Genomic DNA, 12,736 nt, shown 5'->3' on the forward strand with positions numbered 1-12,736 from the left:
GCCGCACCTTCTACCCCACCAGGGCGTCCACGAGCGATCATCGATCGTCTCCACCCTGGAGAGGTAACGTACCGGTTCGGCCGGGTCCGTACCCGGTCGGCCATCGGTCCGCGGCCGCTCGCGAGCCGGGGGGGCGGGAAGGCGCGACGGCGGTGGTCACGCCGGCCTGGTCACCGCAGGCGTCGTTCGAACGTCTCTCTGCTGAGGAAGACCAGGCGGGCCCGCTTCCCGGGCAGGTCGATCTCGGGGCCCGGCTCGAAGCCGGCGCGCACCAGGCGGGCGATCGCCTTGTCGTTGCGCGCGTCGGGTTCGGCCACGATCCGCTTACGGCTCGGGTCGGCGAGCAGGTACGTGAGGAACACGGTCAGCAGGGCGCCGGTGAAGCCGGGCTCCGGCTCACCGGCGACCGGGCCGATCAGGAGGTGGAGGCCGTGGTCGCCGGGCCGCACCTGGTAGCACTCGCCGACCGGGTCGCATTCCGGGTCGTAGCTCTGGAAGAGCGCCACCGGCCGGTCCTGCCGGTACAGCAGGAAGGCGTGGTGGCTGTCGAGGGTGTCCACGAACGCGTACAGCTCCAGCACCCGCTCGCGGGTGGCGTCGAGCATGCCCCAGAACCTGGCCCGCTCCTGGGTGACCCAGGGGTAGATCACGTCGAGGTCGGCAGCCGGGTCCAGCGGGACGACCCGGACGGTGCCGAAGCCGTCGACCACCTGCTCGTGCACGGCCTCCCGGCGCGCGGGGGGCGTGGGGATCTCAGTGGACATGCCGCTCCTCGGTGAGTCGGTTCCAGTCGGTGATCACGGGTACGAGCTCTCCGCGCAGCCACAGCGGCTGCTGGTCGCGGCTGTGGGCGTCGCCCGGCACGCCGCAGGCGCCGGACGGGACCACCCACAGGCTGTCGTCACGCCTGGCCAGGTCCCACACGTAGCGCGCGGCCGGCCCGCGCGCGAAGTGGTCGGTGACGCCGGGGACGCTGGAGGTGGCCAGCACGCAGTCGTGGTCGCCGCCCGCCCCCGGCCCCTCGCCGTCCACCGGCAGGGCCCGCCAGGGCGCGAGCCGGTGCGTCTCGCCCCACGTCACCGGCGCCCCTCCGGCCGCCGCCACCTCCTCGACGGCCTGCCGCGCCAGCTCGGCCTGGTCGAGTCCGGGCAGCCGGTCGGTGGTCAGCAGGGTCTCCATCGCGTACGCCACTCTCGGGAGCAGGGCGAGCCACGGCCTGAAGATCTCGGGGCACGGCGCGGGCTCGGCCAGGACGGCGAGCGCCGGGTGGGCCGCCAGCCGCCGGGCCACGGCCGACCGCACCGCCGCGTAGGCCGCGGCGCCGGTGCTGGTGTTGTCCATGCGCCTGTCCCAGCCGAGCAGCCGGTCGCGCAGGTGCGCGGCCTCGGGGGTGAGGCCGTCGAGCTTGGCCAGCAGTGTCAGCAGGGGTGCGGCGGAGGCCAGGAAGGTGTCGGTGTGAACGGCCCGCATGTCCCCGGCCGACCAGGCCCGGGACGCGGAGGCGGTCTCCAGCAGCTCGCGGATCCGGTCGGCCCGGTGCGGCGGGGCGAACTCGACGCCGAAGGGCTCCGACAGGCCCCGCTCGTTCGCCATCACGGCGAGGCCGCCGACCGGCGCACGGGGCATCGGGTCATGCCACCCCCGCCACCGGTGCTCCCGCTCCCAGGCGGGGACGACGCGCGTGCCGTTCGCCGGGTGGCGGATCGGGACCGCGCCCGCCACGCGGTGCAGCAGCCCACCGGCCGTGTCGGCGGCCAGCACGACGTTGACGGGTTCGGCCCAGTGGTCGAACGCCCGGTCCACGTCGGCCACGGTCCTGGCCCGCAGCAGCGCGGGCAGCGCCTCGAAGCCCAGCGCGGCCCGTACGCGGGGCGGGTACCGCAGGCTGACCGCCGCCTCCCCGTCCGCCGAGCCGTCCGGAAGGCCGTCCGAGGAGGCGGCCCAGGCGTGGTCGCCGGTGAGGATGACGGGCCCGCGGGCGGTCTCGATCACCTCGACCGCGACCGGGTCCGCGCCCGCCACCTGGACGCTCTCCAGGTGGGCCGAGGCCGGCTCCCAGCCGTCCGGTCCGTACGCCTCGACCGTCTCGCCCCGGCGGCGGAGCCGTTCGCCGTAGAGGTCCTGGTAGTCGGCCATGGCGTTGGTGATCGCCCAGGCGACGGCGCCGGTGTGCCCGAAGTGGGCGATGCCGGGGACGCCGGGCACGGCCAGCCCTGCGACGTCGTACTCCGGGCAGGACAGGTGGATCTGCTGGTAGAGGCCCGGTTCCTCGATGAAGCGGTGCGGGTCGCCGGCGAGCAGGGCGGCCCCGGTGGCGGTGCGGTCGCCGGGCACGAGCCAGCCGTTGCTGCCGCTTGCGCCGGGGCCGTCGGCCGCGAAGAGCCCGATCGCGCCGGCGCCGAGCCGCCGGGCGACGGCCTCACGCCACAGCTTGGCGGGGAACCCGGCGAACAGGATGTGGTGCGCCAGCCACACGGCCAGCGGGGTCCACGGCTCCCACCGGCCGGGAGTCAGTCCGGTGGCGGCGAACTCCGGCGCCCGGCGCGCCCCGTCGCCGAGCCCGGCGTTGACCCCGTCGACGTAGCCGCCCACCCAGGCGGCGGTGTCGTCGTCGAGGGCGTGGTGGCAGCGGCGGGCGGTGTCGTCGAGACGGGCCTGCCGGGCGAAGCGGTCCCAGCCGACGGCGGCGGGACCGAGGAAGGCGGCGGTGGCGCCGGTCGAGCGGTGCCGTTCGACCTCGATCTGCCAGGCCCGGTCCAGGGCGGCGTTGAGGCCCTGGGCGTGGGCGAGCTCCAGGGCGTCGCCCGCGCGCAGGTGCGGGATGCCCCAGGAGTCCCGGAAGATCTCGATGCCCACGGACACCTCGCCAAGTAAGGTAAAGCTAACCTAAATAACGATCCACTCAAGCCACTTAGGTGAGGTTAACCTAAGTCCCTGTGGCGCAGAAGTTCCCCTTGGACGCAAAACCTCCTCCGAGCCTTGCGGTGAGGGTCGCCGGGGAGCCATGATCAGCACTAAGTTAGGTTAGCCTAACCTACCTCCAGCGATCTGTTGAGGACTGACCATGACCTTTCGGGGACACGCCATCGAGGTCCCGCCGGCTGCCGGACCGGCGGACGCCAGGCGCCACCTGTTCAACAACGCGACCATGGACCGCTACCGGCAGGCGCTGGCCGCCGGGATCGACCGGGTGGCCACCCGGATCGCCCGCGCCGACCGGCCCTTCAGCGGGATCTCGCCCTCGCTGCTCGCCCCGGAGATCTCCGCGATCGACCTGGAACACCCCCTGCACGACCCCGCCGACGCCCTCGACGAGCTGGAGGACGTCTACCTGCGCGACGCGGTCTACTTCCACCACCCCCGCTACCTGGCCCACCTCAACTGCCCCGTCGTCATCCCGGCCCTGCTCGGCGAGGCCGTCCTGACGGCCGTCAACTCCTCGCTCGACACCTGGGACCAGAGCGCCGGCGGCACGCTGATCGAGCGCCGTCTGATCGAGTGGACGGCCGGACGGGCGGGGTTCGGCCCCCAGGCGGACGGCGTCTTCACCAGCGGCGGCACCCAGTCCAACCTCCAGGCCCTGCTGCTGGCCCGCGAGGAGGCCATCGGCTACTCGGCCAGGCACGACCTGCTGCCCCGGCTGCGCGTCCTCGCCTCCGAGGCCGGCCACTTCAGCGTCCAGAAAGCGGCCAAGCTCCTCGGCCTCGGCCCGGACGCCGTCATCACCGTGGAGACCGGCGCCGACCGCCGCATGCGGCCCGCGGCCCTGGCCCGCGAGCTGGCCCGCTGCCACCACGAGGGCCTGCTCGTGATGGCCGTCGTCGCCACGGCCGGCACCACCGACTTCGGCACCATCGACCCGCTGCCCGAGATCGCCGACCTGTGCGCGCGGGCCGGGACGTGGCTGCACGTGGACGCCGCCTACGGGTGCGGCCTGCTGGTCTCGCGCACCCGGCGGCACCTGCTCGACGGCATCGAGCGCGCCGACTCGGTGACCGTGGACTTCCACAAGTCCTTCTTCCAGCCGGTCAGTTCGAGCGCCCTGCTGGTACGCGACGGCGCCGTGCTGCGGCACGCGACCTACCACGCCGACTACCTCAACCCCGCCCGCACGGCCGGGCGGGGCCTCCCCAACCAGGTCGACAAGAGCATCCAGACCACCCGCCGCTTCGACGCGCTCAAGCTGTGGCTGACGCTGCGCGTCATGGGCCCGGACGCGATCGGCGAGCTGTTCGACGAGGTGGTGGAGCGCACGTCCCGCGCCTGGGACCTGCTGGCCGCCGACGCGCGCTTCGAGGTGGTCGCCAAGTCGCAGCTCAGCACCGTCGTCTTCCGCTACCTGCCTCCGGCGGGGCCCGGCCGCGAGCTGGCCGACGACGCCAACCTGTACGCCCGGGAGGCGCTGGCCGCCTCGGGCGCGGCCGTCGTCGCCGGCACCAAGGTCGACGGCCGGCACTACCTGAAGTTCACCCTGCTCAACCCGGAGACGACGCTGGACGACATCGCGCACGTCGTCGAGCTCATCGCGGGGCACGCGAGCCGGTACGTGTCCGGCCACGCCTCACTCGAGACCTGCGGCCGGGCCTGACTCTTCACCGGAGGAACCGGAGGAACCGGATGTCCACGCACGACTTCATCGCGATCGGGCTCGGACCGTACAACCTGGGTCTGGCCTGCCTGACCGAGCCGATCGAGGAGCTCGACGGCCTGTTCCTGGAGCGCAAGCCGGACTTCGACTGGCATCCGGGGATGCTGCTCGACTCGGCCACCCTGCAGACGCCGTTCATCGCCGACCTCGTCACGCTGGCCGACCCCACCTCGCGCTGGTCCTTCCTCAACTACCTGAAGGAGTCGGGGCGGCTCTACCCGTTCTACATCCGCGAGATCTTCTACCAGCTGCGCAGCGAGTACGACGCGTACTGCCGCTGGGCCGCCGCCCGGCTGCCCGGCGTCCGCTTCGGCCATGAGGTGACCTCCGTCGAGTACGACGAGGCCGACGGGCTCTACACGGTCCGCGCGGTCAGGACGGGCACCGGGGAGACGGCCGAGCACCGGGCCCGCCACCTCGTCCTCGGCACCGGCACCCCGCCGTACGTCCCGGACGCCTGCCAGGGGCTCGGCGGCGACTTCATCCACAACGCCGACTATCTCGGGGCCAAGGCCGCGCTGCAGGACAAGGAGAGCATCACCCTCGTGGGCAGCGGCCAGAGCGCGGCCGAGATCTACCACGACCTGCTGGGCGACATCGACGCCCGCGGCTACCGGCTCACCTGGGTGACCAGGTCGCCGAGGTTCTTCCCGCTGGAGTACACCAAGCTGACGCTGGAGATGACCTCGCCCGAGTACGTGGACTACTTCCACGCGCTGCCCGAGGACACCCGCTACCGGCTGGAGCAGGAGCAGAAAGGGCTGTTCAAGGGCATCGACGCCGAGCTGATCAACGCCATCTTCGACCTGCTCTACCAGAAGACCGTCGCCGGCCCGATCCCCACCCGGCTGCTCACCAACACCACGCTGACCAGCGCCTCCTACGACGAGGGCCGGGGCGAGTACACGCTCGGGCTGCGCCACGCCGAGCAGGGGCGCGACTTCGCGCTGCGCACCCACGGCCTGATCCTGGCCACCGGCTACAGGTACCGGGCGCCCGCCTTCCTGGAACCCGTGCGCGACCGCCTCCGCTGGGACGCCCACGGCCGCTTCGACGTGGCCAGGAACTACAGCATCGACGTCACCGGCCGCGGCGTCTTCCTGCAGAACGGCGCCACCCACGCCCACAGCGTCACCTCGCCCGACCTCGGCATGGGCCCGTACCGCAACTCGTGGATCGTCCGCGAGTTGCTCGGCCGCGAGTACTACCCGATCGAGAAGGCCATCGCCTTCCAGGAGTTCGGCGCGCCGGAGGGCGTCATCGCATGAGTGAGATCGTCTTCACCCGCACGGACGAGCGGATCGGGGAGCTGGCGGTGCGCCCGCTCGACCTGGACACCGACGCCGGGCTGCTGCACGGCTGGGTGACGCACCCGAAGGCGGCGTTCTGGATGATGGCGGACGCCGACCTGGCGCGGGTCGTCGCCGAGTACCGCCGGATCGAGGCGGACCCGCACCACGACGCGTTCCTCGGGCTGGTCGACGGCCGGCCCGCCTTCCTGGTCGAACGGTACGACCCCGCGCACGTCGAGCTGGCCGGCCTGTACGACGCCGAGGAGGGGGACGTCGGCATGCACTTCCTGTGCGCGCCCACGGACACCCCGGTCCACGGCTTCACCCTGGCCGTGATCACCACCGTGATGGAGCTGCTCTTCAGCGACCCGGCCACGAGGCGCGTCGTGGTCGAGCCCGACGTCCGCAACACGGCGGTGCACGCGCTCAACGCGGCCGTCGGCTTCGAGGTCGTCGGCCCCGTCACCAAACCGGAGAAGGAGGCGCTGCTCAGCGTCTGCACCCGCGACCGGTTCCGTTCCGCGACCCGAACGGCCCGAGCGGCCCGGACGGCCCGGACGGCCCGAACGGCCCGAGCAGACCGTGCAGAACCGGCCCGAGCAGACCGAGGAGTGACCGCGTGAACCCCCGTGAGGCCGTCGCCCACCTGACGCCCGAGAACTGGGCCCGCGCCAACCGCCATCTGGTCCGCAAGGCGCTGTCCGAGTTCGCCCATGAGCGGCTGTTCACGCCGGAGCCGCTCGGCGACGGCCGGTACGCCGTCCGCGGCGACGACGGCACGGTCGAGTACCGCTTCGCCGCCACCCTGCTGCCGCTCGACCACTGGCGGATAGACGCCGCCGGCATCACCCGGCACCGGATCTCCCCCGAAGGGGAGACCGAGCTGCCGCTGGACGCGATCGCGCTCTGCGTCGAGCTGCGCCGCACGCTCGGCCTGAGCGACCAGGTCCTCCCCGTCTACCTGGAGGAGATCGGCTCCACCCTGTCCAGCGCCGCCTACAAGCTCACCAAGCCGCGGATCGGCGCCGCCGAGCTGGCCAAGGCCTCCTACCAGGAGATCGAGACCGGCATGACCGAGGGCCACCCGTGCTTCGTGGCCAACAACGGCCGGATCGGCTACGGGGTGCACGACTTTCACGCGTACGCGCCCGAGGCCGCGCGCCCGGTGCGGCTCATCTGGCTGGCCGCGCACCGCGACCACGCCACCTTCACCTGCTCGGCCGACCTCGACCACGACCGCCTCATGCGCGGTGAGCTGGGCGACGAACTGCTCGGCCGCTTCGCCGGCACCCTGGCCGAGCTGGGGCTCGACCTGGCCGATCACGTGCTCATCCCGGTCCATCCCTGGCAGTGGTGGAACAAGCTGTCGGTCACCTTCGCCGCCGAGCTCGCCGAGCGCCGCCTGGTCTGCCTCGGCCCCGGCGACGACGAGTACCTCGCCCAGCAGTCGGTCCGCACCTTCTTCAACACCACCGTCCCCTCCAGGCACTACGTGAAGACCGCGCTGTCCGTGCTGAACATGGGCTTCATGCGGGGCCTGTCGGCCGCGTACATGGAGGCCACGCCGGCGATCAACGACTGGCTCGCCGGACTCGTCGCCGGGGACGAGATCCTGCGCGCGACCCGCCTGACGATCCTGCGCGAGCGGGCCGCCGTCGGCTACCGGCACCGGCAGTACGAGGCCGCCACCGACAGGTACTCGCCGTACCGCAAGATGCTCGCGGCGCTGTGGCGGGAGAGCCCGGTGCCCGGCCTGGAGCCGGGGCGGCGGACGGCCACCATGGCCTCACTGCTGCACGTCGACCACGAGGGCCGGTCCTTCGCGGGCGCGCTGGTCGAGCGGTCGGGCCTGGCGCCGGAGGTGTGGCTGCGGCGCTACCTCGACGCCTACCTCACCCCGCTGCTGCACAGCTTCTACGCCTACGACCTGGCGTTCATGCCGCACGGCGAGAACGTCATCCTGGTCCTCGACGGCGGCGCGGTCGAACGGGTGATCTTCAAGGACATCGCCGAGGAGATCGTGGTGATGGACCCCGACGCGCCGCTGCCGCCGGGCGTGGACCGCGTCCGCGCGGAGATCCCGGAGCACATGAAGCTCCTGTCGATCTTCACCGACGTCTTCGACTGCTTCTTCCGCTTCCTGAGCGACGTCCTGGCGGCCGACGGCGTGCTCGGCGAGGAGACCTTCTGGCGGACGGTGGCCGCGTGCGCCGCCGACTACCAGGCGTCCGTCCCGCACCTGGCCGGCCGGTTCGAGCGCTACGACCTGTTCGCCGAGACGTTCCCGCTGTCCTGCCTCAACCGGCTGCAACTGCGCGACAACCGGCAGATGGTCGACCTGGCCGACCCGTCGGCCGCGCTCCAGCTGGTCGGCGACCTGGCGAACCCGATCGCCAAGTTCTGTCTTGTTGACTCTCAGTGATGGCTCGGCTACAAATCGAAGGGTTCCAGTCCTTCGACCGAAAGGGACCCTGTGCGCCGTCTCACGAGCACTCTTCTGGCCTGCGCCGCCGCCGGCGGCATCCTCACCGCCGCCGGCCCTGCCGTGGGGGCCACGGCCGCCGTTCCGGCGGGCAACGCGCCCTCGTGCGTGGCCGTCTGGCAGACCAAGGGCACCGTCACCAAGACCGGCTACGCCCGCAACGACTGCAACCGCAGGCTCCGGCTGAAGATCAAGTGGGCGCGCGGCACCGACGGCTCCTGCCACACGGTCGACCGGGGCCGGACCATCTCCTCGAAGGTGGGACGGGGACCGCGCACCTTCGACGGCGCGGACCTCTGCTGACGACCCTGCCGCGTGACGCCGGGTCGCCGGACTCTCCTGCGACCCGGCCACGCCGCCGTGACCGCCGTGGCCGCGCGCCGGCGATACTCTGCGATCCGGGCCATTCGCCATCGGATCGTACGGGAGACGCCAGGGCATGCACACGCCGTCAGGAGCCGTCCGGATCGGCGTCCTCGTGCCACTCACCCGGCCTGGCTGGACCGAGGCGGGCCGGCACCTGCTCGCCGGGCTCGACCTGGCCGCCCGGGAGGTCAACGACGCCGGCGGGATCGGCGGAAGGCCGCTCGACCTCGTCGTCCGGGACACCGCCGCCGATCCGGTGAAGGCCGCGGCGGCCGTCGACGAACTGGCGGGCCTGGGCGTGGCGGCCCTGGCCGGGGAGTACCACAGTGTCGTGGCCCGCGCGGTCGCCGCCAGGGCCGACGCGCTCGGCCTGCCGTTCCTCTGCTCGTCGGCGGTGCTCGACACGCTCACGGACCGGCCGGCGCGGTGGGTGGCGCGGATCGCGCCGGCGCAGTCCCACGGCTGGCGGATCTACGCGGACTTCCTCCTCGGCGCGGGCCACGGCCGGATCGCCGTGGCGGCCGAGCCGAGCGTCTACTGGGCGTCCGGCACCCGCGTCCTGCGGGACCACCTCGTTCCGCGCGGCGGCTCCGTCACCGAGCTGGACCTGCGCGCACTCAGCCCCGCCGCCGTGTGCGACGAACTGGCCGGCGGCCGCGCGACGGCTCTCCTTCTGCTGGCCGGCCATCCGGAACCGGCGGTGCCGCTCGTCAGGGCCGTCCGCCGCGACGCGCGCCTCTCCGGGATCATGATCGGCGCGCCGGCCGGGCAGCCGGAGTTCGCCTCGTGGGCGACCTCGCTGGGCGTGGACGGCGCCGCGATCCCGTTCCTGCGCTACCTGCCCGGCCGTCTCGGGCCGCTCGGGGCACGGGTCGAGACTGCCCTGCGTGAGCGGCTGAGCGCGGCGCCGTCCTTCGTCGCCTTCGAGGGGTACGACACGGTCGCCGTTCTCGCCGAGGTGCTGCGTTCCCGCGGCGTGGACCGGGCGCGCGTGGCGGAGGGCTGGCCGCGCGTCGAGGTCGAGGGCACGCGCGGGCCGATCCGGTTCTCCCGCGAGCCGGGCATCGGCGTGTGGCAGTGGGCGTGGGCTCCCGTCCAGGTGGTCGACCGGGACCCGGCGGATCCCGGGCGGCTGCGCGTCCTGCGCGCCGGCTGACGCGGGGTCAGGCGGCGGCGCTCCCGGTCGAGCCGAGGGCGAGCATGACGGCCAGCGCTCCGAGCAGGCCGCCCATGGTGATCCGCTGGGTCCGCATCCAGGCGGGGCGGCGGGAGAGGAAGCCCGCGACGGCCCCGGCGGCCAGCACGATCGCCAGGTTGACCGAGACCGCCACCGCGATCTGGCAGCCGCCGAGGAGGATCCCCTGGAGCAGCACGTCGCCGCGGCCGAGGTCGACGAACTGCGGGATGACGGAGACGTACAGGATGGCGATCTTGGGGTTGAGCAGGTTGGTCATCAGCCCCATCGCGAACAGGCGGCGCGGGGAGTCGGCGGGCACGTCCTGGACGGCGAAGACCGACGCGCCGCCGGGCTTGACGGTCTTCCAGGCGAGCCAGAGCAGGTAGAGCGCGCCGGCGATCCGGATCGCGGTGAGGAGTTCGGGCACGGCCGCGAACAGCACGGCCAGGCCCAGGTTGGCGCCCACCAGGTAGACGAGGAAGCCGGCCGCGACTCCGGCCAGGGAGATGATCCCGGCCCGGCGGCCCTGGCTGATGCTCCGCGACACCAGGTACATCATGTTCGGGCCCGGCGACAGGACCATGCCCAGCGCGATGGCGACCACGCCCAGGACCGCACTCTGTTCGATCATCGAAACCCCCGCCCCTCCTTCGATGGGGTGACGGTATTCGCGCGCGCCGCATCGGTGCAATAGTTTCTATTGCACTCGGAGCAATGCTGTGCTTGACTTCGTCGAGTACGAGGGAGGCGCGGCATGGACGACTACCGGCGGGTCGCCGACGAGGTGGCGGCGGAGATCGCGGCCGGGAGGCTGCGGCCGGGCGACCGCCTGCCGACGCAGCGCGAGTTCGCGCGCCGCCGCGCCATCGCCGCCTCCACCGCCGCCCGCGTCTACAAGGAGCTGGTCCGCCGAGGGCTGACGGTCGGCGAGGTGGGGCGCGGCACGTTCGTCAGGGCCGCCGCTCCCTCCCTCGACCCGGCGCTCGCCGAACCGGCCGGCAGCCGGGTCGACCTGGAGCTCAACTTCGCCTCCGTGCCCGAGCAGACGGGTCTGCTGGCGGAGAGCCTCGCCCCGCTGCTGCGCCCCGGCGTGCTCGCGTCGTCCCTGGGGCCGGTGGGCGCCGCCGGGACGCCCCTGGCTCGCGGTGCCGTCGCCGAGCTGCTCGCCCACGGCGACTGGCGGCCGGATCCGGAGCGGGTGCTGTTCGCGGGCAACGGCCGGCAGGCGATCGCGGCGGCGATGGCCGCGATGGCCGCACCCGGCGCGAGGGTCGGCGTGGAGGAGCTCACCTATCCCGTCGTCAAGGCGATCGCGGGCCGGCTCGGCGTCACCCTCGTGCCCCTGGCCGTGGACGCGGCCGGGCTGGTCCCCGAGGCCGTGGAGGCCGCCGCCCGCAGGACCCCGCTCGACGCCCTCTACCTCCAGCCGACGCTGCACAACCCGCTGTCGCGGACCATGCCGGTGGCCCGCCGGGCCGAGCTCGCGGACCTGCTGGCCCGGCTCGACCTGTACGCGATCGAGGACGCGATCTGGTCGTTCCTCCGCCCCGACCTGCCGCCTCTCGCCGCGCTGGCCCCGGGACGGACGGTGCTGGTCGACAGCCTCTCCAAGCGGCTGGCCCCCGGCCTGACGCTCGGGTTCGCCGTGGCGCCGGCGTCGCTCGGCGCGGGCGTCTCTACCGCGCTGCGTTCCGGCGGGTGGACGCCGATGCGCTTCGCGCTGGACGCCGCCGGCCGGTGGCTGAGCGACGGCGTCGTCGACGCGGTGGCCGGCGCCAAACGGCGGGAGGCCGCCGCGCGGCAGGAGCTCGTGGCCCGGCATCTCGGGGAGTTCGCCCTGGACAGCGATCCCCACTCCTTCTCCTGCTGGTGGGAGCTGCCGCCGCCGTGGCGGGCCGACACCTTCGTGGCCGCCGCCGCGCGTCACGGCATCGCGGTCACCCCGGCGGCGGCGTTCGCCGTGGGCCGCCGCCGCGCCCCGAACGCCGTCCGCCTCGGCCTGGCCTCGCCGCCGGCGGACGTCCTGGCGCGCGCGCTGTCCACGCTCGCCGGGCTCGCCCGCTCCGCGCCTGAGGACCAGATCGCCGAATGACCCGTACGGGGGCGCGACCCGGACGGTCGCGCCCCCTGGGTCCGCGGGTCACTGAGGTGTCAGGACCTGGTCGATGACGTAGACGGTGGCGTTGCGCGTCTGCACGTTGCCGCAGGCCACGGTCGCGCCGTTGACCGTGTAGGACTCTCCGGACTTCTCCACGGTCAGATCGCCGCCCTGCAGGGTGGTGAGCGGGCCCTCGGTCAGCTGGTCGGGCGCCTTCTTCCCCTCGACGACGTGATACTGGAGGATCTTGGTGAGCTGCTCCTTGTCGCTCATGAGCTGGTCCCGCTGCTCCTGCGGGACCGCTTCGAACGCCTCGTTGGTGGGCGCGAAGACGGTGATGCCCTCGGCGGAGTTGAGCTTGTCCGCCAGACCTGCCTGCTTCACCGCCTCCGCCAGCGCGGAGAGTTCCGGCACCTGGCCGAGCGCCGTCCCCACCGGCTGGTCGGCGAGATCGGAGACTTTGTTCTCGATCGCGGAGCACCCGGTCCCGACCAGGCTCTGGCTGGGCGAGGGTGAGGGCGCGGGCGAGGCGGCGAAGGCGCCGGTGGTGCCCGCCACGGTCGCGGTCAGTGCCAAGCCCGCCGCGAGAAGCGTTCTTTTCACGATGGTCCCCCTGTAATGCTGGAAGCCGTCCGCGGTCGAGCCGCGTCACGGCGCGGAGCGGCCCGAGGTT

The 12,736-nt window shown here is 73.2% G+C and carries 11 protein-coding genes; 7 read left to right on the forward strand and 4 right to left on the reverse strand.

The genetic code is table 11. From position 1 onward, the window contains the following. Positions 1-170 precede the first annotated feature (170 nt). Both OUY22_RS01330 and OUY22_RS01335 read right to left on the reverse strand, forming a co-directional pair. Entirely contained in the window at positions 171-764 is a 594-nt protein-coding gene (locus tag OUY22_RS01330) for a GNAT family N-acetyltransferase (RefSeq protein WP_270152818.1), read from the reverse strand. Next, a complete protein-coding gene (locus OUY22_RS01335) occupies positions 754-2,862 on the reverse strand; it encodes a penicillin acylase family protein (RefSeq protein WP_270152819.1) in 2,109 nt (702 codons plus the stop codon). The genes OUY22_RS01330 and OUY22_RS01335 overlap by 11 nt, the downstream gene beginning before the upstream one ends. A 202-nt stretch (positions 2,863-3,064) precedes the next feature. Here OUY22_RS01335 and OUY22_RS01340 point away from each other — a divergent pair, with 202 nt between their 5' ends. The 6 genes from OUY22_RS01340 (at position 3,065) to OUY22_RS01365 (ending at position 9,944) form a co-directional block, all read left to right on the forward strand. Further along, positions 3,065-4,588, forward strand: a complete 1,524-nt coding sequence (locus OUY22_RS01340) for a pyridoxal phosphate-dependent decarboxylase family protein (protein ID WP_270152820.1) — start codon at positions 3,065-3,067, stop codon at positions 4,586-4,588. A 29-nt stretch (positions 4,589-4,617) separates the two neighbouring features. After that, positions 4,618-5,916: a lysine N(6)-hydroxylase/L-ornithine N(5)-oxygenase family protein gene (locus tag OUY22_RS01345; RefSeq protein ID WP_270152821.1), complete on the forward strand. Its 1,299-nt coding sequence runs from the start codon at positions 4,618-4,620 to the stop codon at positions 5,914-5,916. Next, a complete protein-coding gene (locus OUY22_RS01350) occupies positions 5,913-6,563 on the forward strand; it encodes a GNAT family N-acetyltransferase (protein ID WP_270152822.1) in 651 nt (216 codons plus the stop codon). The genes OUY22_RS01345 and OUY22_RS01350 overlap by 4 nt, the downstream gene beginning before the upstream one ends. Beyond that, positions 6,560-8,362 (forward strand): IucA/IucC family protein, encoded by a 1,803-nt coding sequence (locus OUY22_RS01355; RefSeq protein ID WP_270152824.1) that lies wholly within the window; start codon positions 6,560-6,562, stop codon positions 8,360-8,362. Before OUY22_RS01350 ends, OUY22_RS01355 begins: the two co-directional genes overlap by 4 nt. Positions 8,363-8,413: 51 nt before the next feature. After that, positions 8,414-8,725 carry a hypothetical protein gene (locus OUY22_RS01360; RefSeq protein ID WP_270152826.1) on the forward strand — a complete coding sequence of 104 codons (312 nt, stop codon included), beginning with the start codon at positions 8,414-8,416 and terminating at the stop codon, positions 8,723-8,725. A gap of 136 nt (positions 8,726-8,861) precedes the next feature. Next, the gene (locus OUY22_RS01365; protein WP_270152827.1) at positions 8,862-9,944 is read left to right on the forward strand and encodes an ABC transporter substrate-binding protein; all 1,083 of its coding nucleotides are present in this window, start codon (positions 8,862-8,864) and stop codon (positions 9,942-9,944) included. Between the two features lie 7 nt (positions 9,945-9,951). On the opposite strand, the gene OUY22_RS01370 is transcribed toward OUY22_RS01365, so the two are convergent. Next, on the reverse strand, positions 9,952-10,596 hold the full coding sequence (locus tag OUY22_RS01370; protein WP_270152828.1) for a LysE family translocator: 645 nt from the start codon (positions 10,594-10,596) through the stop codon (positions 9,952-9,954). 123 nt (positions 10,597-10,719) lie between these two features. Here OUY22_RS01370 and OUY22_RS01375 point away from each other — a divergent pair, with 123 nt between their 5' ends. Next, on the forward strand, positions 10,720-12,057 hold the full coding sequence (locus tag OUY22_RS01375) for an aminotransferase-like domain-containing protein (protein WP_270152829.1): 1,338 nt from the start codon (positions 10,720-10,722) through the stop codon (positions 12,055-12,057). Between the two features lie 48 nt (positions 12,058-12,105). Here OUY22_RS01375 and OUY22_RS01380 read toward each other — a convergent pair whose 3' ends face one another. After that, complete coding sequence (locus OUY22_RS01380) at positions 12,106-12,666, reverse strand: fasciclin domain-containing protein (RefSeq protein ID WP_333486581.1); 561 nt, start codon at positions 12,664-12,666, stop codon at positions 12,106-12,108. Positions 12,667-12,736: the final 70 nt, after the last annotated feature.

The organism is Nonomuraea corallina (assembly GCF_027620315.1).
Lineage (GTDB): Bacteria > Actinomycetota > Actinomycetes > Streptosporangiales > Streptosporangiaceae > Nonomuraea > Nonomuraea corallina.

What these genes read in the sequence shown, in the direction of transcription:
- OUY22_RS01330 (WP_270152818.1), bottom strand. Translation starts at nt 764, where the DNA reads ATGTCCACTGAGATCCCCACGCCCCCCGCGCGCCGGGAGGCCGTGCAC.
- OUY22_RS01340 (WP_270152820.1), top strand. Translation starts at nt 3,065, where the DNA reads ATGACCTTTCGGGGACACGCCATCGAGGTCCCGCCGGCTGCCGGACCG.
- OUY22_RS01345 (WP_270152821.1), top strand. Translation starts at nt 4,618, where the DNA reads ATGTCCACGCACGACTTCATCGCGATCGGGCTCGGACCGTACAACCTG.
- OUY22_RS01350 (WP_270152822.1), top strand. Translation starts at nt 5,913, where the DNA reads ATGAGTGAGATCGTCTTCACCCGCACGGACGAGCGGATCGGGGAGCTG.
- OUY22_RS01365 (WP_270152827.1), top strand. Translation starts at nt 8,862, where the DNA reads ATGCACACGCCGTCAGGAGCCGTCCGGATCGGCGTCCTCGTGCCACTC.
- OUY22_RS01370 (WP_270152828.1), bottom strand. Translation starts at nt 10,596, where the DNA reads ATGATCGAACAGAGTGCGGTCCTGGGCGTGGTCGCCATCGCGCTGGGC.
- OUY22_RS01375 (WP_270152829.1), top strand. Translation starts at nt 10,720, where the DNA reads ATGGACGACTACCGGCGGGTCGCCGACGAGGTGGCGGCGGAGATCGCG.